The 24,754-nt window shown below is 45.4% G+C and carries 20 protein-coding genes and 1 riboswitch; of the genes, 17 read left to right on the plus strand and 3 right to left on the minus strand.

All coding sequences use genetic code 11. The annotated features are described in order from the left end of the window. The first annotated feature begins 106 nt into the window (after window positions 1-106). Window positions 107-1,039 (plus strand): SLAP domain-containing protein, encoded by a 933-nt coding sequence (locus AF333_RS02775; protein WP_043067623.1) that lies wholly within the window; start codon window positions 107-109, stop codon window positions 1,037-1,039. 207 nt (window positions 1,040-1,246) lie between these two features. On the opposite strand, the gene AF333_RS34565 is transcribed toward AF333_RS02775, so the two are convergent. After that, entirely contained in the window at window positions 1,247-1,405 is a 159-nt protein-coding gene (locus AF333_RS34565; RefSeq protein WP_235496008.1) for a hypothetical protein, read from the minus strand. A 365-nt stretch (window positions 1,406-1,770) separates the two neighbouring features. Between AF333_RS34565 and AF333_RS02780 the strand changes: the two genes are divergently transcribed. The 12 genes from AF333_RS02780 (at window position 1,771) to AF333_RS02835 (ending at window position 19,177) form a co-directional block, all read left to right on the plus strand. Beyond that, a complete protein-coding gene (locus tag AF333_RS02780) occupies window positions 1,771-3,498 on the plus strand; it encodes an S-layer homology domain-containing protein (protein WP_043067624.1) in 1,728 nt (575 codons plus the stop codon). Between the two features lie 39 nt (window positions 3,499-3,537). Next, the gene (locus tag AF333_RS02785; protein ID WP_053432647.1) at window positions 3,538-4,188 is read left to right on the plus strand and encodes a hypothetical protein; all 651 of its coding nucleotides are present in this window, start codon (window positions 3,538-3,540) and stop codon (window positions 4,186-4,188) included. A gap of 46 nt (window positions 4,189-4,234) precedes the next feature. Continuing rightward, complete coding sequence (locus AF333_RS02790) at window positions 4,235-6,217, plus strand: phage tail protein (protein WP_053432648.1); 1,983 nt, start codon at window positions 4,235-4,237, stop codon at window positions 6,215-6,217. A 1,303-nt stretch (window positions 6,218-7,520) separates the two neighbouring features. Then, on the plus strand, window positions 7,521-8,246 hold the full coding sequence (locus AF333_RS02795; protein ID WP_139188876.1) for a hypothetical protein: 726 nt from the start codon (window positions 7,521-7,523) through the stop codon (window positions 8,244-8,246). 315 nt (window positions 8,247-8,561) lie between these two features. Beyond that, on the plus strand, window positions 8,562-10,241 hold the full coding sequence (locus AF333_RS02800) for a methyl-accepting chemotaxis protein (protein WP_043067627.1): 1,680 nt from the start codon (window positions 8,562-8,564) through the stop codon (window positions 10,239-10,241). A 448-nt stretch (window positions 10,242-10,689) separates the two neighbouring features. Continuing rightward, window positions 10,690-12,459 (plus strand): DUF4855 domain-containing protein, encoded by a 1,770-nt coding sequence (locus AF333_RS02805; RefSeq protein ID WP_043067628.1) that lies wholly within the window; start codon window positions 10,690-10,692, stop codon window positions 12,457-12,459. 54 nt (window positions 12,460-12,513) lie between these two features. After that, complete coding sequence (locus AF333_RS02810) at window positions 12,514-12,747, plus strand: hypothetical protein (protein WP_043067629.1); 234 nt, start codon at window positions 12,514-12,516, stop codon at window positions 12,745-12,747. A gap of 82 nt (window positions 12,748-12,829) precedes the next feature. Continuing rightward, window positions 12,830-13,333 carry a competence protein ComK gene (locus AF333_RS02815; protein WP_043067630.1) on the plus strand — a complete coding sequence of 168 codons (504 nt, stop codon included), beginning with the start codon at window positions 12,830-12,832 and terminating at the stop codon, window positions 13,331-13,333. Between the two features lie 114 nt (window positions 13,334-13,447). Further along, entirely contained in the window at window positions 13,448-14,041 is a 594-nt protein-coding gene (locus AF333_RS02820; RefSeq protein WP_080787887.1) for a sigma-70 family RNA polymerase sigma factor, read from the plus strand. Between the two features lie 191 nt (window positions 14,042-14,232). Then, window positions 14,233-16,116, plus strand: coding sequence for an S-layer homology domain-containing protein (locus tag AF333_RS02825; RefSeq protein ID WP_043067632.1), 1,884 nt, complete (start codon window positions 14,233-14,235; stop codon window positions 16,114-16,116). A 504-nt stretch (window positions 16,117-16,620) separates the two neighbouring features. Continuing rightward, window positions 16,621-16,776: a transposase gene (locus AF333_RS37300; protein ID WP_158502505.1), complete on the plus strand. Its 156-nt coding sequence runs from the start codon at window positions 16,621-16,623 to the stop codon at window positions 16,774-16,776. A gap of 400 nt (window positions 16,777-17,176) precedes the next feature. Then, entirely contained in the window at window positions 17,177-19,177 is a 2,001-nt protein-coding gene (locus tag AF333_RS02835) for a methyl-accepting chemotaxis protein (protein WP_052812298.1), read from the plus strand. 83 nt (window positions 19,178-19,260) lie between these two features. On the opposite strand, the gene AF333_RS34570 is transcribed toward AF333_RS02835, so the two are convergent. Together AF333_RS34570 and AF333_RS34575 are read right to left on the minus strand one after the other, a co-directional pair. Beyond that, window positions 19,261-19,440, minus strand: coding sequence for a hypothetical protein (locus tag AF333_RS34570; protein WP_235496010.1), 180 nt, complete (start codon window positions 19,438-19,440; stop codon window positions 19,261-19,263). Between the two features lie 154 nt (window positions 19,441-19,594). Continuing rightward, window positions 19,595-19,762 carry a hypothetical protein gene (locus AF333_RS34575; protein ID WP_235496025.1) on the minus strand — a complete coding sequence of 56 codons (168 nt, stop codon included), beginning with the start codon at window positions 19,760-19,762 and terminating at the stop codon, window positions 19,595-19,597. A gap of 234 nt (window positions 19,763-19,996) precedes the next feature. Here AF333_RS34575 and AF333_RS02840 point away from each other — a divergent pair, with 234 nt between their 5' ends. From AF333_RS02840 to metK, 4 genes are all read left to right on the plus strand, one after another. Continuing rightward, the gene (locus AF333_RS02840) at window positions 19,997-20,638 is read left to right on the plus strand and encodes a phosphodiester glycosidase family protein (RefSeq protein WP_052812299.1); all 642 of its coding nucleotides are present in this window, start codon (window positions 19,997-19,999) and stop codon (window positions 20,636-20,638) included. 137 nt (window positions 20,639-20,775) lie between these two features. Continuing rightward, entirely contained in the window at window positions 20,776-22,236 is a 1,461-nt protein-coding gene (locus AF333_RS02845; RefSeq protein WP_052812300.1) for a S41 family peptidase, read from the plus strand. A 203-nt stretch (window positions 22,237-22,439) separates the two neighbouring features. Then, window positions 22,440-22,919 (plus strand): hypothetical protein, encoded by a 480-nt coding sequence (locus tag AF333_RS02850; protein ID WP_043067732.1) that lies wholly within the window; start codon window positions 22,440-22,442, stop codon window positions 22,917-22,919. 192 nt (window positions 22,920-23,111) lie between these two features. Continuing rightward, a riboswitch (SAM riboswitch) is annotated at window positions 23,112-23,292 on the plus strand. A 153-nt stretch (window positions 23,293-23,445) separates the two neighbouring features. After that, the gene (gene metK, locus AF333_RS02855; protein WP_173585738.1) at window positions 23,446-24,654 is read left to right on the plus strand and encodes a methionine adenosyltransferase; all 1,209 of its coding nucleotides are present in this window, start codon (window positions 23,446-23,448) and stop codon (window positions 24,652-24,654) included. Window positions 24,655-24,754 lie beyond the last annotated feature (100 nt).

Genomic DNA, 24,754 nt, shown 5'->3' on the forward strand with positions numbered 1-24,754 from the left:
TAAGTGTAGTTGACAGTTGATAGTGGACAGCAGATTTTAACTATCAATTTTCAACTGTCCACTGTCAACCATATGTAAGTTAGATAGATATTAGGAGGGCGAAGGAATGATTTCATTTTTGAAGAAGTGGCGCTCCGTCAAACCGGAGAATGAAGCGGAGCAGCCTGTGATACAGAAGGAGCAGCAAGTCGAGGAAGGAGCTCCGTTCGAAGAAGAGGTAGCGCAGGGATCTTTTATCAAACTAATCCTTCCGGAAAATGAATGGGGGCCGTTATTAAAGGCGGATGAATCATACGTATTCCGGTTTGCCTTCAGTGAATTGCCGGAGCTTGAGCCGGGTGTATTTGCGATTGACGGATATAAGCTGGAGCAGACGATGGATGGTTTTTCTGTACTGGGCTTTATGCGCAATAGTATGGACGAGCAGGTGGAGTTGGAGCAAGTGCCGGTCGTGTTGAAGGATGCAGGAGGTGCGATCATTGCGCGTCAGCTATTCAATGTGAGAGAAGAGATGAAAGTGATTCCGCCACAGAGCGGTATGCCGTGGCGTTTTGTTTTTCCGTATGCTTCCTTCGTAGCACCAAGCGTCGATTTATCGGCCTGGCGTCTGGAGTTCCACATGCAGGACGGAAAGACGCAATCACGTGTGCAAACGCTTGAGTTTGAGTTGTCAGGAGAGACATGGATTGAGCAGCAGGCAAGAATAGATGAACAGATCGCAACGGATATCCAGCGAGCCCTCATCAAGACAGAAGGACTTGTGCATGCGATCGGTGCCAATACAGTCATGCAGGATAATGGAGACCTCGAAGTACTTGTAGCTCTGCGAAACAGTCGTGATGAAGCGGTCTTACTCGAAGCGGATACGATATTTACTGTGCGTGATGCAACCGGGGAAGTAGTCGCTTCTCATTCGTTTGATTTGTCCGGTGTGGAGCTTCCTGCTTATTCGGCTACACCGTATACGCTAGTGTTCCCGCAATCTTCATTGAAGAAGCAAAAACCGGATTTTAGCGAATGGTCGATCGTTCAGGAATAGAGGAGAAAGCAGTGTCTTAAACCTGATATATGTGAATAGCGTAAGAAACCTGCCGAAGTCGGCGGGTTTTTTTTGTTGGTTAAAAAATGAAAGCTAGTAGTAAGGAATACATGGCTGTAGTGAACAGCACATGCAATTTCTAAGTTGATACATGGTATACTAGGGAAAAACAAGCAGGAAGCGATGAATCGGTACCATCTATATAAATTACACTTGATATTTTGACAAGGGAGTGTGGTTGGAAGGAGGAGATTCGGAAAAAAGAAGAGGGTGGATGCGCCCTGCGCTCCGGCAGAAGAAGGCTAGCGTGTCTTTTTCCGACCTGTCCCGCCCACCGTCCTTCCGGCTTTTCTTACCTCCCACCACAAAAATGTGTCGATTTATCCAATCAGATGTATATAGTTTCAATTGTCAATTTGTCAGCTATATTCAAGGCTACAAGAACATATCGATTGATCAAGTCAGACGTATATAAGCGCTGCTCTCATGGAGCGGCTTTTTTATTGAATGGAAAAGTGAAATTTTTTAGTGGACACTTTTATTATACTATTTCATTTTCGGTATAATTTATCATTTCATGAGCGCTAATCAAGATTTCATGACGAATTTTAGGTACTTTGTACGTTTTCATTATCCTACATATGTAATAGAATATTCCAGAAGATCCCTGTTTTTCTTTAAAAAGAAAAAATGACAATCTTCCAATTATAAGAAAGAAAGGAGAAAAACCTATGAAAGTAAAAAAGAGTTACAACAAGGTTCTGTCGACGGCCGTCATCCTTTCTATGGTGCTGGGCCCGACATCCGCACTAGCCGATACTTCGGCATTCAAAGACTTGAACCAGGCAGCTTCCTGGGCACAGGGCGGCATCATGGAGGCCAAAAATCGTGACTTAATGAAAGGTGACAATAACGGCAACTTCCGTCCAAAAGCGCTTGTCACACGTCAGGAGGTTGCATCCATACTGGTAAACATCCTGAAGCTGGAGGAGCCGAATGTGCAGGTGTCTTCCTATACAGATGTACCGCCAAATGCCTGGGGAATGCGGGCGATTGAAGCAGTGAAGAATGCGGGCATTATGCGTGGTGATGGCAATGGTAAGTTCCGTCCGAACGCACCGGTTACGAGAGAAGAGCTGGCGGTCGTATTGGTGAGTGCCATTAAAGCGGACACGATAGGAAAAGGTGGCAGTCTGGGAGTAGCAGATGCTGGCAGGATTAGTTCCTGGGCTAGACCTGCGGTACAGGTAGCGATGGAGAAGGGCTTGCTGCGTGGTGATGGAAAGAACTTTAATCCGAAGCAAAACGCACCGCGTCAGGAAGTGGCGATTATGGCCGTGAACCTGGCGAATGCCCTGCAGCAAACACCTGCACCAACACCAACACCAACCACTACGCCATCTACTAATACGATAGAAGCAAAGGTGGAGAGTGTCACAGATAGCACGATTACATTGAGCGGCAAATCATATGATTTGTCGAGTGATGTGAGAGACCTGCTGAATGACAAAAATAGAGAGGCTCTTAAAAATGCGACGATAAAAGTCGAGACGAAAGACAAGACCATCACAAAGGTTACATACCTGGAGCTTACGGCGTCCGGACAATCGGCGGGATCCGGCGACAAAAAATTCAGCGATAATGTTGTGCTGGATGGGGGCACAGTCAACGGTGACGTAAAAGTGAAGGGCGACTATGTATCCTTGAAAAATGTGAAAGTGAAGGGCGATCTGGAAGTTACGAAGGACGTATCCCGTGGTTTCTATTCCTACAGAGTAACCGTGGATGGCAAGACGCGGGTGAATGGTGGAAACAGTGACGCGGTCACTTTTGAATCATCTGAACTTGGTAAGGTCGATATCAATAAGAGAGATGTACGCGTAGAAGTGACTGGTAGCGCGAAAACAGGGGAGATTACAGTTTTTGATAATGCGACCCTTGTTGCGGATAGTGACATCACTCTGTCCCGAGTAACTGTTAAAGACGATGTATCTTCGATTGAAGTGAAAGCGAAGATTACAACGCTTGAGATTGAAAATAGAAATACGCGTCTGACGCTTGGGGATAAGGCTCGTATTGATAAGCTTATTCTTGCTTCCTCGGCCAATGTGGGAGATGTAGTGAGGAATTACCAGGATGTAAAAGGAAGAATTGATCAAGTGAGCTATACATCCTCTTCCGGAAGTAGCCGTGATCGTGACCGTGGCAGTTCTTCTAGCTCGGAAGTGACGTATACGAAATCGGAAGACTCTTTAGGAACAATATACAAAAATGTAAGGATTTCCGGCAGTAACATCACAATTAAAAACGGCACGATTAAGGGCAATGTATTAATTACATCCGGTTCCAAAGACGTAACATTGAGAAATGTAAGAATTGAAGGTTCCTTAACGATGACAGCATCCAATTCAACAACGTTAGATGATGTAACTGTAACAGGACAAACCATTCTTCAATAGGGATAGAAAGGCTAGCACACGTAAAGGAGGAAAGAAAACATGTCAAAAAGAAAGAGTAAAAAAATACCTGCGATAGCCGTTATGTCAACACTGGCAATTACGGCTTTGGCCTCTTCAGTATCGGCTGATACGATTATAAGAAATTCTACGCTTAATGGCTTGCAGGTTTCAAGCGGTGCTTCCAGCGCTTATATTTATGCACAAGGAAAAGATACAAGGATTTCAAATGATGTAGTTATTAAAGCACCAACCACACTTACAGCGAATAGTGATGCAACGAATCCTTTTAAAGATGCCAGAGTTGTTATTGAGACGAATGGCACGGTTACGATAGGGGTTCCACTGAAGGAAGTGTATATTAACAGCAATGCTACGATTAAGCTTACAGGTGGAGGAAGTATCCAGCGGGTAGTTATCGCTTCAGGAAAAAGCCCAACGCTTCCTCCGGGTATACCGGGTAGTGTTACTCAACTGGCAACACCGAGCAAGCCTGTGGTTTCGGGCACAAAAGTAAGCTGGGGTGCTATTGCAAATGCGACAAAGTATTCCGTAACAATTTATAATGACAAAAATGTGGAAGTAAAAACAGTAAGCAATGTAACGACTACCTCTGTAGATTTGTCTGCTCAGAGTCTGGCTGCTGGTACGTATACAGGTAAAAGCGATAGGCAATGGAAGCACATACAGTGATTCAGCCCTATCATCCGCTTCTGGCACTGTAACAATAGCGTCTCCAGTGACACAGCTTGCAGCACCAAGCAACCTTACTGTTTCAGGCACAAAAGTAAGCTGGGGTGCTGTTGCAAATGCGACAAAGTATTCCGTAACAATTTATAATGACAAAAATGCGGAAGTAAAAACAGTAAGCAATGTAACGACTACCTCTGTAGATTTGTCTGCTCAGAGTCTGGCTGCTGGTACGTATACAGTGAAGGTAAAAGCGATAGGCAATGGAAGCACATACAGTGATTCAGCCCTATCATCCGCTTCTGGCACTGTAACAATAGCGTCTCCAGTGACACAGCTTGCAGCACCAAGCAACCTTACTGTTTCAGGCACAAAAGTAAGCTGGGGTGCTGTTGCAAATGCGACAAAGTATTCCGTAACAATTTATAATGACAAAAATGCGGAAGTAAAAACAGTAAGCAATGTAACGACTACCTCTGTAGATTTGTCTGCTCAGAGTCTGGCTGCTGGTACGTATACAGTGAAGGTAAAAGCGATAGGCAATGGAAGCACATACAGTGATTCAGCCTTATCATCTGCTTCTAGCACTGTAACGATAGCATCTCCAGTGACACAGCTTGCAGCACCAAGCAACCTTACTGTTTCAGGTACAAAAGTGAGCTGGGATTCTGTTACGAATGCGACGAAGTATGCGGTGACGATTTATGATGACAAAAATGCGGAAGTAAAAACGGTAAGTGATGTAGCGACTACCTCTGTAGATTTATCTGCTCAGAGTCTGGCTGCTGGTACGTATACAGTGAAGGTGAAAGCGATAGGCAACGGAAGCACATACAGTGATTCAGCCCTATCATCTGCTTCTAGCGCTGTAACGATAGCGTCTCCAGTGACACAGCTTGCAGCACCAAGCAACCTTACTGTCACAGGAACGACAGTAAGCTGGGGTGCTGTTGCAAATGCAACAAAGTATTCCGTAACAATTTATGATGACAAAAATGCGGAAGTAAAAACGGTAAGTGATGTAGCGACTACCTCTGTAGATTTATCTGCTCAGAGTCTGGCTGCTGGTACGTATACAGTGAAGGTGAAAGCGATAGGCAACGGAAGCACATACAGTGATTCAGCCCTATCATCTGCTTCTAGCGCTGTAACGATAGCGTCTCCAGTGACACAGCTTGCAGCACCAAGCAACCTTACTGTCACAGGAACGACAGTAAGCTGGGGTGCTGTTGCAAATGCAACAAAGTATTCCGTAACAATTTATGATGACAAAAATGCGGAAGTAAAAACGGTAAGTGATGTAGCGACTACCTCTGTAGATTTATCTGCTCAGAGTCTGGCTGCTGGTACGTATACAGTGAAGGTGAAAGCGATAGGCAATGGAACAACATACAGTGATTCAGCCCTATCATCTGCTTCTGGCGCTGTAACGATAGCATCTCCAGTGACGCAGCTTGCAGCACCAAGCAACCTTACTGTTTCAGGTACAAAAGTAAGCTGGGATTCTGTTACGAATGCGACGAAGTATGCGGTGACGATTTATGATGACAAAAATGCGGAAGTAAAAACAGTAAGCAATGTAGCGACTACCTCTGTAGATTTATCTACTCAGAGTCTGGCTGCTGGTACGTATACAGTGAAGGTAAAAGCGATAGGTAATGGAACAACATACAGTGATTCAGCCTTATCAGCCGCTTCTGGCACTGTAACAATTGCCGCAGTGGACAAATCAGCAGCAACTGTAGGCTTAGAGGTTGCAGGAGACAAGAAGGCTGGCGAGGCATTTAACCTGTCGATCACTGGAGCAAAGGACAAAGACGGCAATGCTTTGTCAAAAGTAGCTAAAATAAAAGTAGTAGCCAATAATGGAACAAGTGATACACCGGTAGTTAACGACCAATCTTTTACTTTTACAAACGGGGCAGTTAAAGTTCCAGTAACTATTGGGAATGTAGGTACGTACACGCTGAAAGTAACGATTGAGGGTGTAACAGGTGAAAAGACAGTATCAAATGTAACTGTTAAACAATAAAACGAAGCGTTACTTTATAAGCCTAGATTTTTAAGTGTAGGCGAAAAAAGTGGGGAATGCATCTCATACTACTATTTTCTAAGAAAGCTTTTATGGGAGCTTCTCTAACTGTTCTGTCGAATTGGCGGGTGAAATTCCCGCCCATGACAACAGCCGAATTTAGTTGACAATGTACAGTTGATAATTGATAGTTAAAAACTAACTACTATCAATTGTCAACTCTCAACTGAAATGTCATGTGCCTAATCCTCCTGCATCCAGTGAGGCTCTATCCGGCTGAAGGGGTGAAGTCAGGTGAAGTCGTACTCGCAGAAGCGAGGCGGGGCTCCTTAAAAGATGGCTATGGTTAGGCGACGAACCCATGTTGATCCAGGGCAGGGTAGCGGGTGCTGTGTAAAATGCTAGCAGTTCAGCATCTGCCCATATGCTTGCAATAGCATAGCGGCGATCCGGACAATTCAGGCTGTTAAACGGGTCGTTCCTGCTCCTGAACAGTGGGAACCTAAGGCCATCAAAAGAGCAGTTGAAAGTTGACAATGTACAGTTGGCAGTTAGTGAATTCCTTGAAACTGTCAATTCTCAACTGTCAATTGGCAACTGTGCAAAGGGATAGACAGAACGGAACGTTTGAAGTCTTCTCCGAAGAGGCGGGTTAGCGCCAATGAAGCGGGGAGGATGGCGGCGGGTTCATAGTAGCGATGAGGGTCTGCCGTATGCACCATCATGGTAACATGGTGGGAGGGGAAAACAGACCGGAGTGAAGGAACCCAGTCAGTGGGAAGAAAATACAGTTTCTTTATAACGGGCGAATTGGAATTAAGACCAGTCCCTACGGAAATAGAAGAATAGTATAATCGCTTCTACTTCTGTAGGGGTTTCTTTTGGTTATAATTTCCGGAATATTTTATTTGTTATAAGTGAAAACGGGTATAAGTTTCTTTCTGCTGGTGGCACGCCGTGTGCGTTAAAAGGCGCCCGCACGGTGTAGGCTCGTAACGAAAACCATTTCGTTAAAATGGTATAAAACGAGAATAGCGATAATACTTTACCTTCCATCACAAGCCGTGAAATTACAAGCTTTGATTTTGCAACAGTTCCTGCTCAACCGGCGATTGCTAAAAGTAAATCGATTACCGAATTAGATTATGCAACTATTTATGGTACACAACCAACAGCTATAAGTAATGAGATGCCTGCCGATAAAAACTTTTTTGTTGCTAATCCTAAGGAATTTACGGTAAGCAATGGCTCCAGAGTAGTAACTATTAAACTTTATTGGCCTCTCGTATATGGTGATCCGAACATGAATATGGCTAAGAACCAGGCCGATATTATCGCGTCTATATTCAATTCATACTTTCAGGGACTGGATATGATAGCTGGAGCAAGAGCGTTGAATGATAAACAGGTTGTTCTGCAAGGGTTTCCTGTAGGGGCGAGTTCCAAGTTAATAATCGATGGAAAGGACAAAGATTTCTTTTTTTCTCAAACGACTTATAGCGGCACAGATGAGGATACAAGTAAGAACAGACAATTTACAGTGAGCGATGGAACGAATACAACAACGATTGTATTGAACTGGAAATATAACGATATGGGAGATTTGGCTGGTGGAATTAATGATTATTTGTCTGCCGAGCCATCCCTACAGGCAGTAGCAGAACAAGTAGATGACAATACGTTCCAGATTAAGTCTACTAATACAGGGGCCAGTGCTATTCTGGAGATTGGCGGAGCTAATCAAACAGAATTCTTCAATCAGCAAATTTTCCGCGGTGAAGATGAAAAGCAGAATGCTAGTCGGGAATTTACAGTAAGTGATGGAATGAAAACTGCCACTATCCTTTTAAACGGGAACTATTCCAGCATTGAGGGGCTGGTACAGGCAGTGAATATGCAACTGGAAGCTGGTGTTGTCCGTGTTCAAGCAGAAAAGGTAGATGTACAGCACTTTGCCTTGCGTGCGACTGCTGCTGGCGTTCAACTCATAGGCGGGGGTACACATTGGAATGAATTATTTGCAGACTAGAGGGTAGATATTTTCCTAGTGATGACCTTTTTCTTTGCATATCGACATACACCTGACATGGTAAAAAGCCATTCTCTTGCAACACGTTAGAGAATGGCTTTTTATTGTGACAGAAAGTTCATAAGCAGAAAGAACTATAAAGGTGTTGTTTATGTTGTAATTTTTGGTAAGATAATTAAGTTGGGGAGCACTTTTACTTACTGAAACATAGTAAAAAGGTCTTTTAGCTTGTGCGGATGTCTTATCATTATAGCGTACAAGATAGAGAAAGAAGTCCGATAAAAGGACTCATAGAGAACGGAAGGAGTAAGGAGAATGAAAAGATTACGGACGAAAATATTAAGCGGCTTTGCTGCAGTGCTGGCATTACTTACTGTCCTAGCTGGCCTTATGTTTTTCGAGATGAACAAGTTTGAACACAATGTAGAGGATATGATTAATAAACAGGTTACTTTAATAGTGGAAGATGGTAATCTGAATTTTAACATCGCCCAGCGTATTGCGCTTGTACGCGCTTATATGCTATTTGGTGATCGTGAATATAAAGATAAATTCCACGAATATACGGAGAAGAGCAAAGCCATTCAGACAAAAATGAGCGAGGTAAGCGAGAATGAACAAACAAAGCAATTAATTGATAAAAGCGTTCAGTGGCGAACATTTATTGAACAGAACATTTTTGATGTATATGATCGTGGGGATAAGGCAGCCGCTCTTTCTGCTCTGAAGAATACGGCAGAGCCAATGGCACGTGAGCTGATGGCTGGATTTGAAAACTTGTCGAGCGAAAGACAGGTAAAAATGAAAGGCGAAGGGGAACGATTAATTGAGGCCGGTCATAAATCGAAGGTGATGACAGGCATCATTTCCCTGTTGGCGATTCTGGTTGGGGTCATCGTTTCCTTCTATGTGGCCCATATTATTTCTCGATCGATTGTGAAAGTGACGGAGCATGTACGGCGTATTTCAGAAGGGGACCTAACGGGAGAGCCGCTGAATATCAATACGAAAGATGAGACAGGACAACTCGTTCAGGCAGTAAATACGATGTCTGATCAACTGCATACGCTTATCGGTCATGTAAACTATAGTGCTGCTCAGGTGGCTGCATCTTCTGAACAGCTAACCGCCAGCATGGAGGAAGGGATGACGTCAACAAATGAGATGGCTGACAGCATCCAGATTGTAGCCAACGGCTCAGAGGTTCAGATGCAGAGCGTCGAGGAAAGTGCGAATGCGATGGAAGAAATGGCGAATGGTGTACAGCGTGTGGCGGAGGCATCTTCCTTAATCGCTGAAGCATCGGTTGATGTGAAGGAGCAATCCCGTCAAGGAAATGCTTGCGTGGTGAATTCAATTGAACAGATGGATCGAATTCAGGAAACGACAGAGACGACAGCCAGACAGATTGAGCTTTTACAGCAGGATTCAAAAGAAATCGATGAGATTCTACGTCTTATCTCTGATATTTCAGCGGAGACGAATCTATTGTCACTTAATGCGGCAATAGAAGCTGCACGGGCAGGTGAAGCGGGCAGGGGATTTGCGGTTGTTGCAGATGAAATTCGTAAGCTGGCGGATCAAACCGCCAGGTCGGCCGAGAAAATTCATCAGTTGATTGCCCGTGTACAAATGAACACCACTCAGGCGGTTCAGTCTATGGAACAGAACCAGCAGAGCGTGCAATCAGGTAAAGAGGTTGTAGGACAGGTAGGAGAACTATTTACGGACATTTCTGCGAAAATAGAGGATATCTCAGGTCAGATTGAAGAGATGGCAGCAACATCACAGGAAATGTCAGCCGGTGCCCAGCAGATTACTGCCTCTATGAATGAGATGGCGAATATTGCAAGAGAATCATCGAATAGCATGCAGCATATTGCTGCCGGTTCAGAGGAGCAGGCGGCGATGCTGGAAGAAATGGAGGCTTCTGCCGAATCGCTTGCCCGTATGGCAAATGAAATGCGCCAGGCTGTACATTACTTTAAACTTTGATGATATTTATATAGTAAAAGGAACAGGAGGGAATGAGCAGTTCTCCCCTGCTCTTTATGTAGGAATTTCCTCATATGAATAATGAACTGTTATTTCTTTTACATTTTCCCAGCAACATTACTGTTTATTGTGCGTCTCTTTATATGATGCCTTTTCTCTCTATTCCTTGTCAGCAAAGGGATAAAGAATAAAAAATGATAGAACAATTATCGTTTTTTTTCATAATATACTTGACTCTAAGTCAAATATAGGAAAAAGTAGTAGATGGATAGTAGAATTTGAGCATTTATCCCGGTCCAACGGGCAGTAAGCCCCCCACTTCACATATGCTACGAGGGGGATAACTGCTCCTAAGACCCCGATAAGTGCAACTAACCATCAGTGGGAGATGAAGAAAGCCTCCACTGATGGAAGTTTTACTTTAGGTTTGTGAAAGGAGTATGTAATTGTGGGAAGAAAGAAAGAGAAGAAATTTGTAAAGGCTCTGGCTTGTACCTTATGCGTATTAACGCTAGGTGAAGCGGGAGCAGGGAGTGGAGTTCTGGCGGCGGAGAAGACGCCTCCTGTCGCAAAGCCGGCGGCACAACCGGCTACAGCACAACCGAAAGAGCAGCAGCCAGAGGTACCGGCTCCGCTGCCTCAGATGGATATGACGGGCTATGAGCTTTTCTTCCTGGGCAATGCGTTCACGTATAATACGCCTGAGGAGACAGAAGAAAAGGCAGGTTTTATCTCGGCGCAGAGTATGCCGTTGAAACCGATAAATAAGTCAGGGGATTGGTACCAGATTCAGTATGGACCAAAGCAAGTATGGGTCAAGCAGGCACCGGGAACAGTGTATGTCCGTCAAGTGCCGAAGATGACGGGAGATGCCATTCCTTCCTCACAAAATTATATGTATCTGCATCATCCGCTACCTGTTTACAAGGAAGCGGACCCGGAATCAGAGAAGATTGCAGCGCCTGCTTCACAGCGACTTGAGGTACTTGCCCAGCAGGGGACGACCTGGTATAAAGTCAAAGTGAACGGGCGTGAAGGCTGGTTATATGATGACGGCGGCTATATGACGAAGGAGCTTGGAGTAAAGCGGATTAACATCCAGCAGGCCCTGCCCTTGTATCAATATCCGAATCCGTCTTCCCGCAATACGGGAACATGGCAGAAGCCAGGAGAGACAGTCGCCTACGCACGTATGGGCGATTGGTATCAAGTAGAGCAGAATGGTGGCTTCCACTGGCTGTATGCGCCGAACGGAGAGGTGCAACCGGTGTATGCACGCTTTACGGATAAGAAGACAGTAGAGAATGGCGAGCTGGGCAATGCGCTGTTCATGACGCCGCCTCCGACTAGAGTAGAGACGCTGACGAAGCGATTGGTAACGGATGTTCGTGGACAGAAGGAGCGGATGTTCGAGACAGTCATTATGGTGCCGTTGGCGATGGTTGAGCGTGGCTTCTCCATGATGGAGTACGAAGTAGGTAATTCGCCTTCGCTGACTGGATATTTGGACGATATTTTCAAACCGGGCGATAGCATTGAGACGCTGACGAAGGCATCGCTTGCAGCACAGCAGCAGATGGGTGATAAGCAGCCGATTAATATTATTCTTGCGTTGCCGTATCCTGTAGAGAAGAAGAAAGTACCGTTCCTTAACGATAACCGAGTGGAATTGCAGCGCCAATATATTGAGAAGGCAGTAGCGAACTGGGAGAAAGCGAAGCCGGAAGGGTTGCGTCTAGCCGGGTTCTATTGGACACAGGAGAGCATTCCGGATAACAATAAGGACGTCGTGAAGCAGGTAGCTGATCTGATACATAAGAAAGGGTACAAGATGTATTGGGCTCCGTATCTGGGTGCTACGAATGCGGAGAAGTGGAAGACACTGGGTATTGACTTCGCCTGGTTCCAACCGAACTATTACTTCGCTGACGGCCGGAAGAAGTTCCGTGGCGTAGATATGCTGGGACAAGCGTATACGCTGGCCCGTGAGACAGGCGGCGGTACGATGCTGGAATGGGATTGGAGCCTGCGTCAAAAGCCGGAGAATACGACTAATCTTAAAGCATACCTAGATCGCGGCAAGGAGTTCGGAGCCAATAAACCGAGCATGCTTGTCTACGACGGCATTGGAGGCATCGATGCTGCCCTGTTGCAAGTAAATGACACCTTCTCAGGCATCCGTAAGCAACTGTTCGATTACTTGCTTGAGTATAAATAATGAAGAACAAAGTTACTTTTCCTTCCGCTACTTGTTGGCGGAAGGTTTTTTTTGATGGATAAGAAACGATATGTCGCTATAAAGCAAGAAAGCGACATATCGTTTCTTCCAATCGTATTATTTGAAAAACTCGCGAGGCGTGTGCCAAACGTTGCTGTTTCCCTGTGGAGCGTGTGGCACGACGGACGAAAAAGGCCGAGCGGCAACGCCCGCGTGTTTTTCTTGCTTGTGGAAAAATGCGGTTGTAATTTGTGGGAATTTGGAAAGCGAACGCAGAATTTGCGATGAAAGACATCCTAATTCTACAAAAAATACTAATATAATACATATATAGAGTGTTTTCTATAATCATTCAGTGAGGAGGAGTTGTATGACTGAGTTATTGCCGAAGACGAAAGCGGTTGAGATGTTTATGCTGTATGGGCATCTATTTCATCCTGGACAATTGCAAGGAAGGGGTGAGATTACGGTGCTGTATATCGGACCGGAGGAATATTATACAGAATGCACGGTCACGCAGTTTTGTAAGCGATTAATCAGAGAGTGTCATATTGATGAGGAGCTTGTGCGCAGGTTTGCCCGCGAGACGCTTGGACAGCGTAAGCATGTACCCCTGATTTTGCAACGGGATTTCGTTCTCATACCTTTTGGCTATCCTGGATTTTCTAATCCTTATCATCGTACAGTGTATGCATGTCATTCTTCGGTTGAGACGTATACCGTGAATTCGGAAGATTCACTCTGCACACTCGTTCTAAGAGATCGTCACACATTCGAGCTTGCGTGCTCACGCAGGCAGCTGATGAGGCAATTGCGTAATGCCGAGCATGTACGTAACCGATACATAACACGAAGCCGACCTCCGTTAAATTAAAGGTATCTTCACATATATGCCTTCTCTTTTACTCTATGTATAAGATAACGATCGTTTTTTATGTGAAAAAAAGCACGTTCTCCTTCTGTATCCTTACATAACGCTCTGCTGACAATGTGGAAAGCCGGTAAGATGAAGGTGCGCGCAATACATGCGGGACCGGTCGCCGTAGATTGTAGGAGAGGCATGAAGGAATGGGATTGGACAAGCTTTTTTGAAGAGTATGAGCCACTGATTGAGAAGTGGGTGGCACGTTTTCCACCGGGGCCTTTGAGAGAAGAGGCGAAGCAGGAGGCACGGATCGCGTGTTGGAAGAGACTTCCCTATTACGATGAACAACGTGGGATGGCTCTTTCCTCGTACCTCTTTCTTTCTGTGAAAGGAACCGTAATCAACTGGTATGCCCGGGAGAAGAGGTGGAGAGAGCGGCACTGCTTGCCTTCACTTCCTGCATCGCATGAGGAAGAAGGCGCGGAGCGGATGGAACTGCTGCTTGGGACAACAGATCATGATATGGAGGAGGAATTGATATGGCAGGCATGGATGACGTATCTGTCACAGGAAGAGGCCAGATGTGTGTCGCTGCACATTCGTGAAGGAATGACATTGCGCGAGGCAGCCGAACGGTTAGGTATTCCGTATGAACGCGCGAAAAAGCAAAAGCAGCGTGCCATGCAGAAATTACGGATAGCCGCAGAGAAAGGATAGGGTTATAGAATTAGGGGCGACGGATATAAAATATTCCGACGCCTCTATGCTTTTAGATAAGTGGGGGGGATGGAATGAATACGTAGACTGGGATTAAATTTCCACAAGATATGACAGGTAAAATATGATAATGTAAGTAATGTTATAAAAAACTTCATATATTACTTAATTTTACTGGAGGAAGAAAAAAAGTGAAAGCGACATTCAACAAGGTATTAACAACCACTGCAGTTCTTTCTATGGTATTAACTCCTGGAGCAGTCTGGGCTGCTGATGATACGGCAACGTCTGCGACTCCGACAAAGCCTGCTGTTACAGAGCAGCAGAAAACACCAGCATTTCCGGATTTGAATACGGCTGCATCATGGGCTCGTGAGCAAATCACCCAGGCCAAGGAGATGGGCTGGATCGGCGGATATCCAGATGGAAAGTTCTACCCGCTGAATAATCTGACGCGCCGGGAAGCAGCTATTATTATGTCTGGTGCATTGGAACTCAAATTGCCAGATAAGACCGTCTCTTCTTATCCGGATGTAAAGGTATGGGGAATTAAGGAGATTGAAGCGGTAAAAGAAGCCGGCCTGATGGTGGGCAAAGAAGAAGGAAAATTTAACCCTGACGATAAGATTACGCGCCAGGAACTGGCGATTATTCTCGTAAAAGCAGCAAAAATCAGCACAGAAGGAAAAGGGGATAACCTGACCATTGCAGATGCTGATAAAGTATGGCCGGATGCGAAGCCATACGTGCAGGTAGCTATGGATTCTAAGCTGATGATTGGATATAATAACCACTTCAATCCGAGAGATACAGCAACACGTCAAGAGATGGCTGTTATGGCTGTCAACCTTGCGAACGTGCTGAAAGATAATAATACGCCTTCAGAGCAAGCTGGTACAGTAGCAGGTGTAACTGCTGATACGCTGACATTGAACGATCAGTCATACAAGCTGACTGATGCCGTAAAAGGTATTTTCAATGAGAAGAATGCGGCTGCGCTAAAAGATGCTCAGGTAAAAGTGGAAGTAGATGGGGGTAAAAACGTCACAAAGGTAAAAGGTCTGGAGCTTACCGCAGCAGGACAAGCCCCAGAGGAAGGGAAGCCGGAATTCAGTGGCAATCTGACGCTGGATGGAAACCAGGCGATTGTCGAAGGTGACGTAGCGGTGCGTGCGAATTACATATCGCTTCATAATCTGACGGTGAAAGGCAATTTAACGGTTGCTAAGGAAGTGCAGAACGATTTCGAAGCGAAAAGCGTAACAGTGGAAGGCAATACGCTGATCGAGGGCGGAGATACGAATACAGTTGTATTCGAGAACTCAAAGCTGAAAGGCGTACAGGTTGCCAAGGAGAATGTAAAGGTTAACTTTAAAGGCAATTCTTCTATTGAGACGGTGGAGGTAGCGAAAAACGCAGAGCTTGCGGCCGATCAAGGCATATCCCTGCCGAAGGTTACTGTCAAAGACGGTGTGAATGCGCTAAAAGTTAATGTGATGATTGATGAGCTGACTCTGCCGGAAAAAGTGAAAGTGGAAGAAATCATCAGTAACTACGAAGAAGCGAAGAACTGGATCGGTAAAGTGAATGGAGAAGCTCACGCGTATAATGTGTACAAGTTCGTAACAGAAGGTGTACCTACAAGCTATGAGGCACGTGAGCTGCTGAGCCAGGCTCCGGCTGACGGCAAGACTGCTGCTGAGGTATTCGCAGGCATGCAGCCGGTAAAAGTAAGCCTGGCAGTAGACAAAGATAATGCGCATGCGTATGAAGGTCATGTACGTATTCAACCATCTGATGTTGAAGGTGTACAGCTGTGGGCACAGGATACAGAAGGAAAATGGTGGGATATCAATAAGACAGGCTGGGGTCCAGCAGAAGGCTTCAAGCTGAATCTGGATTTGAAAACAGATGTGTATGTTGTGGCACAGGAGGGAACCCATACGATTCCTCTGAAGCTGGAAGATGTAGATAAGCAATACGGCGCGGCTAACAATGTAATTGTGCAGACGAATCTTGAGCTGAAAGCCGAGCCAAAAGCGGAGAAGCCAGCCGATAATCAAGACGCAAAATAAAAGCTATATATGAATGTAATAGAGCGTACGAAGGGTGTTACCACCTTTCGTACGCTTTTTTATTTTGTGAAATATGCATGCTTATAGGGGGATTTTTCGGAAATCTAACAAAATAAACATTAGATTAAAAAGTAATATTATCCAAACAAACTATATTATACAGGTCTTTTTTCTTTAAATCTAGAATACAACTTGCTTATTTGTGGGCTAAAAAGCCTATTAGGTTCATTCCTTCTAAAAGCTTAAAAAAGAGAATTGCATAAACATATAATTCCAAATTTCTATTCAAAAAGATTGTAAACAAAAATAAAAATAGTAAACACTTTGATATGTAAAGGAAGAACCTGTTGTTTGTTTTTTTTCCTCACTTTTTTCTTTGAAAACAAAATTAATATTTATTGTATATTTATTAATTCCATTTCTCTTCGAATAGGACAAAAAAATTAACAGAATGTTTATTTTGTTACATTATCATAGGCCAATACTTCAGAAAGGAGACGAATTGTGAGAAGGCATTATTCTTTACATTTTAAACATGAGGTTATTAGAAAGGCGTTGGAGATGAGAGATTATAGTTTAGTAGCTAGGAAATACCAAATAAGCAGCTTAACGATATATCGTTGGATACGCGAATATAAGGAGGGAAAATATGAATCGTGATAGTTTCTTCTTAGATATACTCCAATATATGGACAATTGGTAGGAAATAAGACTTCAGATGTTTGAACTAGGGTATGGGGTACAAAGAATACGACAAAGGGGGAGAAATGAGGGCAAGGAGGAGTATGGTGATTAGTTTTTTATTTAAGAAACGCATACGTTCATCTACCAATATCGTGGAATTGTTGCAGGAGGCAGATAGTTTGGTCCGTATGTTATATGCCGCCCGTGACATTGAAGAACAGTATAGAACCACTGAAAAACTACTGTATGTGTATCAAAGAATACATCATATAAAAAAGGTTGAAAGATAGCCTATATGTCTCAAGTAGTTTTCTTGGCCTTGCTTCATTAAGATTACGGATCTTTATAGTTTGACATAAGAAAGGAAGAAGGATTTATGAGTAAAAAGCAGGGCAGGCTGCAATCGATGACAAAGCATACGAAACTTACGATTAAAAATCGTCTCATTCTATCCTGCGTTTTGTTAGTCGTGTTACCAAGCCTCATAATAGGAATAGTCGCTTATGGAAAAGCAAAAAGAGAAATCGAAAGTCAGCTTATATTTAGTGCAGCGGAAAGCGTTGAGTATGTAAATAGCACAATTGATAACTTGCTGAAAAATAAAATCGTTGATGCTAACTATTTTTCCAAGCAAATTAATGCTTCGATGATTCAAGGAAAAGACAGTCCATTGATTCGTGCCAGGCTAAGTCAATATATTGATACCCATCCTGATAGCCCGAGTGTTTTTGTTGGGACAGCAAGTGGTCTGATGATTCAGGAGCCGCAGGTAAAGCAGCCCGAAGGATATGATCCGCGAACAAGGGACTTTTATAAGAAAGCAATGGAGAACAAAGGTCGTACTGTCATTACCGAACCGTATGTTTCATCAAGTTCGGGCGAGGTTGTTGTTTCTGTTGCACAGACGCTGGCAGACGGCTCCGGTGTTTTTGCTTTTACGCTTAATCTCGATCATATTAGCGATTTAGCCAAGAATATTAAGGTAGGGCATGAGGGATACATATTCATTTTGGATAAGTCTAAAAAAGTTATTGCTCATCCGACGGAAAAAGCAGGCGTAGAATTAAAGGAAGACTTCTTCTCTTCCTTCTATGAGAAAGATAATGGCACGTTAACGTATACGTTTAAAGGCGAGGACAAAAAATCAGCTTTTGCCACGAATCAGCTAACCGGCTGGAAGATTGGTGGTACGATGAGTGCGAGTGAAGTAGATAAACAGGCCAGTGGCATTTTTTATACAACTTTATTTGTGATTGCAGGGGCCTTGCTTCTTGCTTTTATTGCGATTTTCTTTATCAGTCGTTCCATTGTACGGCCCTTGCAAGTTTTGCAGCGTTCTACAGAGAAGATTAGCCAGGGGGATTTGACGGAACAGGTTGATACGTCAAAAAGAGATGAAATCGGGGATTTGGCAAGGAATTTCCAGACGATGGTTAGCAGCTTACGTACTCTTATTTACCAGGTTCGTGAAAAGTCGGAACAAGTATCAGCTTCCGCTCAGCAGTTGACAGCTAGTTCCGAACAAACGTCGCAGGCGATTGAGCAGGTAGCGGTTATTACACAGGAAGTGGCTGCGGGAAGTGAAGAGCAAGCACAAAGTGTAACGGAGAGTGCTACGGCGATTCATCAAATGTCTGAGGGGATGCGAGATATTGCATCCTATGTCCGACAGGTTTCCGCATCCGCAGCCAGCACTTCTGAGGCTGCTCAGGAAGGAAATGTATCGATTAGGCATGCGGTTCAGCAGATGAAGGCAATTCAAGATACGGTTCGGCGGCTGGGTGAGAATATTGAACGTCTGGGCAGTCGCTCGGAAGAAATCGGCCAAATTGTAGGTGTTATCGGCAATATTGCTTCCCAGACCAACCTTCTCGCTCTGAACGCAGCTATCGAAGCGGCAAGAGCAGGTGAGCAGGGGAAAGGATTTGCGGTTGTAGCTGATGAAGTGCGAAAGCTGGCGGAAGAGTCAGCAAGCTCGGCCCAACAGATTTCAGATTTGATTCAACGGATTCAACAGGAAACGGCACAAGCGTTATCTTCGATGGAGACTGCCACACAAAATGTTATGGAAGGTATAGAAGTTGTAAATGTTTCGGGTGATTCTTTTGCTCATATCGAGAAGGCGGTCGATGGTGCAGCCAAGCAAATAAGCGAAGTATCAGCTGCTACTGAGGACATATCATTAAATACGGACCAGATTGTTCACTCGATTGATGTGATTACGAAAGTGACAGAAAAGGCGACAGAAGGTACGCAAAGCATCTCGGCTGCTACTGAAGAACAGCTTGCGGCCATGGAGGAAATTGCTTCTTCCTCGTCGGCTTTAAGCAAGATGGCTGAAGAGCTTCAGGTTCTTGTGGCAAAATTTAAAGTGTAAATTCTTACAGAGACATTCGATTGTTTCGTATGAAAGGAACGGCTCCCTGGTGTATCAGGGAGCCGTTTTTATATCTATATAAATTACACTTGATATTTTGACAGGGTAGTGTGGTTGGAAGTAGGTGATTCAGAAAAAGAAGAGGTTGGATGCGCCCTGCGCTCCAGCAGAAGAAAGGCAAACGTGCCTTTTTCCGACCGTTCCCGCCCACCGCCCTTCCTTCTTTTCTTACCTCCTACCACAAGAATTTGTCGATTTATCAAATCAGATGTATATAATAGCCATATTGAATGAAACAAACGTGACGATTTAATCGTACATATAGATGTGAGCCATTTTTTTGCCTAAAATTGCTAAAGAATGTTCATTGCTTGCATCAAACATAAATTCTCAAGGGTGTCGATTATCCAGTAGCATTCAGAGTGTATAGTCACCACAACGCGCCCCAAACGGGCAGAAGGTTGTCATGCTCGCTTCTTGCTCCTGGCTGGAGACAACCGCTCGGGAAGGGAGACGAAAAGCCCTGTTCATGCCCCGTTGTTGGTGCCTCTTCCTCTCTAAGGAGTCAACACCCTTGATATCCATAGTGTGGATGGAAAGAGAATCATGCGTACGACGTGCGTCCTCTTTGTTTTTCTACAGCAGAGCTGCATAAGGGCAACTAGGACTGTTGCCTGCGGCACCAGTTAAGTTTTCTTTACTGTGTGCCACAAAGTGGCCGTGTGACTTCGTTGCGGGAGAAAGACGAGGGAACACGTCTACGCATGTACCTTTTTCCACTATATGGATAATCAACGCCCAAAGGAGAAAGAAGCCGAGATGAAATATTGGAAGGAAAATTCTCTGCACCTGGTACAAATCCCGAACAGCATGCGAATGGAGCTTGTCCCGTGCCTACCGGAAGGGGAATTATTAATCCATACATACGCTCGACTAAAAAAAGAAGGAAGAAAATTGCCGATACTATTAATGAACGCCAATTTCTTTCACCTGGATGGTGGATATTCTATCTCCGGCATGAAGTATAGCAATGGTACGATTATCGAACGTTCGCTGGGTGGATACTTCGTCTATTGCGATCCATCGGGAGAGGTGCGGATTGATACGAAGCAAGGGAAGCGAATTGGTGATTTTGCCGGGATGCGGTGGGCGCTTGAGTCCTCGCCTTTGCTGCTGCCAAGCCTGGAAACGAGTGCATATATGGAAGCGACCATCGCTTCAGAGGAGCATCCTCGTACCGCCATCGGAATTGCGGAAGATAGTGTGATTTTAGCGGTGACCGACGGAAGACCCGCAGGATTGACATGCCGGAAACTGGCCGATATGCTGCGCCAGGCGGGATGCCATACCGCACTGAATCTGGACGGTGGCCGTTCCTCGCAATTAGTAGTGGAAGGTAAGCAGGTGAATCGTCAGTGGCTGCGGCGTAAGGTTTATGCAGCATTGACAGTTTATTCATAGGAAGAAAAAGGATAAAGGCCGTGCGTGTCGAATGTAATAGGGATACGTTTGCATACTCACACCGTTCTACATTTGTTGTAGCGTCAGGTGTAGTTTAATAGTGGAGGCTTTTACATTTGGAGAGGAAGTTGAGCAACTTGAACAAAAAAATGAGAAAGTTACTTGTCTGGGGAGCACTAGTAACCAGCATTAGCGGCGCTGCTCTGCCAGCCTGGGCGGCAGAAAGCGCGCAGCAGGAAAAGGGGGATAATCCGTACGCCGCTCAGGAGGCCCGTATTCATGAGGTGCTTACACAGGTGATGGAGAAGCATCTGAATGATAGGCTGGATGTCAAGCGTTTGACAGATGGTGCGATCCGGGGAATGTTAGAGGAAACTGGTGATCCGTATAGTACGTATTTTACAGAAAAGGAATTTGAAGATCTTCACAATGATTTGGAAGGGATGTATGTCGGGATTGGGATATACATACAGCAACAGGATGGAAAGCTGATTATTCAGAGCATCTTTGAAGATACAGCGGCGGCGAAGGCCGATTTGCAGGAGGGAGACGAGGTTGTAGCGGTGGACGGTAGAAGAACATATGGGAAATCTACCGAACAGGTGATGGAATTGATGAAGGGGGAGCCTGATTCATCTATCATGCTAACCGTGAAACGGGATGGCAAGGAGCGTACTGTGGCATTGAAACGGGAGGCGATGCAATTCTCTCCGGTGGATAGTCTGATGCTGGACAATAAAATCGGCTACATCGCGCTTTATGGCTTCTCCGAAAACAGTGGAGAGATATTCCACAAGCATCTATCCAAGCTGGAAAGTGACGGCATGAAGGGGCTCATTATCGATTTACGTGATAACGGTGGCGGATATGTAAAGGCAGCGCTAGAGATTGCAGATATATTCGTCGATAATGGTCCGCTGGTACACGTGAAGAACCGGGAAGGAAAACAGACTGACATTCGAGCAACACCGGGAGCGATGAAGGTTCCTATGGCTGTGCTGGTGAATGGAAAGACAGCCAGCGCTTCGGAAATGTTGATCGGTGCGCTACAGGATTATAAGGTAGGCACCGTCATCGGGACAAAAACATTCGGTAAGGGCGTTGTACAGGATCTCATGCCGCTTGAGAAGGGCGGTATCTTAAGACTGACGGTGGATGAGTACTTTTCACCGCAGATGAATAAGATTAACGGTAAGGGTATTATGCCCGATATTGTAATAGAAAAGCCGGATGACCAACTGATGAGAGCCATCACCTATTTAAACGGTTCAACCGCGCTTCGTCTGAATTCGGACGGTACGGTGAGCGTAGCTGGTTTTCCAGCGGCGGAAGGAATGGCTAAGAAGATAGGTACGCAGTGGTTTATTGCACTCCGTCCATTCGCCGAGCTGTACAAATGCCAGGTGTATTGGGACGATTCAAGTCAGCAGGCCGTCTTCCGTTGTGGCGATACGACGCGTAAGTATTCGGTGAAAGATAATCCGTATGTGCGCAATGAGAACGGAACGATTTGGGTTGCACTCGACAAGTTGAATAATGATTTCCCCGCTATTTATGTGGAAAAACGTGATCAGAACATTTTCGTACATGTGAAGTAATCTTGCCAGTTTCACAACATTTTTCTCGCCACTGCGTATATACATACGGTAAAGTAAAACTCCTATCAGTGGAGGTATCCTCCACTGATGGTTAGTTGCACATATCGGGGTCTTAGGGGCAGTTATCCCCCGCGTAACGTGCGTAAAGGGGGTCTTACTGCCCGTTGGACCCGGAAAATGTATACGTAGAGGGAGGAAAAGGCATGAAGAAATGGGGATACGGCGTTACTGGCGCGGCGCTGGCCGTAATTGTAAGCACACTCTCAACGGGGGCGGCTGCTCCGGCTGAGCCTGGCTCTGATGCGGACCCAGTTGTGACGAAAAGCTATGTGGAACAGATCAGACAGGACATTCTTAACCAGGTAAAAGGGTCCGGTTCCGGTACGCAGAATCCTACGCCGGGTGAGTCGGCTACGCTGGTGGTAGAGAAAGTGGAAGAGGGTAGTACTGTCATCGGCTATGCGGGAACAGAACTGATTTTGCGTACAGGCAAAGCGGTTGTCCACACACCGGTCGGTGATGGCTATGGGCTGCCAGACTTAACGGCGGGAACGAACATCACGAAAGGTAAGAACATTCCGGCTAACCATCATTTGCTGTTACCGCAGAACGATGAGCGCGGACTCAAAGTGGTGAAAGGTCCGGCGTACGTGATGATTCGCGGTGCGTATGTGATTAAATAAAGATAGAAACGATAGATAAAGCAGGGGATGCGAAAAGATAAACAACGCTCATTCCCTGCTTTTTGACTGTTTGTATACAGTTCCTTGCCGACTTAGCATGCCAGAATGTACCTTTACCCGCCTTGCCTCCTCCGCTTTTTGCATGTTGACATGACAGGAGAAATAAGATATCCTCAACTAGAACGGAAGACCCTTATATCCCGAGCAGGCGGAGGGACTGGCCCGATGAAGCCCGGCAACCACACCGCGCTTCCCGTGGAAGAAGATGCAGAGAGCGAAGAGCTCCTAATAAGTAAAGCGCTTCCCGGACGCGATGAACGGTGCTAACCAGCAGAACGGTATGGCACATACATACTTTTCTGGATGATAAAGGGCAAAGAATGAGTAAAAAACGAACCCTTTTCCAGAGTGCATTATAATGGAAAAGGTTTTTTTACTGCTTTGCGACAAGTTTGGGGAGGGAGTACCGTATCTTGGTAAGACCATCCATGAATCATGGTTTATAAGGAGGTACGTGAATATGACGCTGAAAAAAGGCCGTCATCTCTTCACATCAGAATCGGTTACGGAAGGACATCCGGATAAGATTTGTGACCAGGTTTCTGATGCAATTCTCGATGCAATTCTCGACAAAGATCCAAACGCACGCGTAGCGGCGGAAACTTCCGTAACGACAGGTATGGTACTCGTAGCGGGCGAGATTACGACAAGCTGCTATGTAGACATCCCTAAGGTGGTTCGCGAAACCATCCGTGAAATCGGATATACGCGCGCTAAGTACGGCTTCGATGCTGACACTTGCGCAGTGTTGACTTCTATTGACGAACAATCTCCTGACATCGCGCAGGGTGTTGACCAGGCGCTTGAAGCGCGCGAGGGTCAAATGACGGATGAACAAATCGAGGCAATCGGTGCGGGTGACCAGGGCTTAATGTTCGGATTTGCCTGCAACGAAACGCCGGAATTAATGCCACTTCCGATTTCGCTGGCACACAAGCTGTCCCGTCGCCTCACGGAAGTCCGCAAGAACGGCACGCTTGCATACTTGCGTCCGGACGGAAAAACCCAGGTTACAGTGGAGTATGAAGGCGACAAGCCAGTACGCGTAGATACGATTGTTATCTCCACGCAACATGACCCGGCTGTTTCTCTGGAGCAAATCCAGCAAGATCTGAAAGAACATGTAATCAAACCGATTGTTCCGACAGAATTCCTGGATGATGCTACGAAGTATTTCATTAACCCAACTGGTCGTTTCGTTATCGGTGGACCGCAGGGTGATGCCGGTCTTACCGGTCGTAAAATCATCGTTGATACGTATGGCGGGTACGCTCGTCATGGCGGCGGTGCATTCTCCGGCAAGGATCCGACAAAAGTAGACCGTTCCGGCGCGTACGCGGCTCGCTACGTAGCCAAGAACATTGTCGCAGCAGGATTAGCGGAGAAGTGTGAAGTTCAAGTGGCTTATGCGATTGGTGTAGCACAGCCTGTTTCCATCAGCGTGGATACGTTTGGCACTGGCAAAGTGGAAGAAGACATCCTAGTGCAACTTGTTCGTAAACATTTTGACCTCCGTCCGGCTGGTATTATTAAGCAGCTTGACTTGCGTCGTCCGATGTACCGCGGAACTGCTGCGTACGGACATTTTGGCCGCAATGACCTAAATGTACCATGGGAACAAACAGACAAAGCGGAAATCCTTAAGAAAGAAGCATCAGAATTGTCTGCTCGTTAATAAAATACGACTAAAGACCCATCACTTCAATAGTGTATGGGTCTTGTTTTGTTTATTTGGGATGAATGGTACAATAGGTAAAGAGTTTTTGTTCTCCTTA

The sequence above is a fragment of the Aneurinibacillus migulanus genome (assembly GCF_001274715.1).
GTDB classification, from domain to species: Bacteria; Bacillota; Bacilli; order Aneurinibacillales; family Aneurinibacillaceae; genus Aneurinibacillus; species Aneurinibacillus migulanus.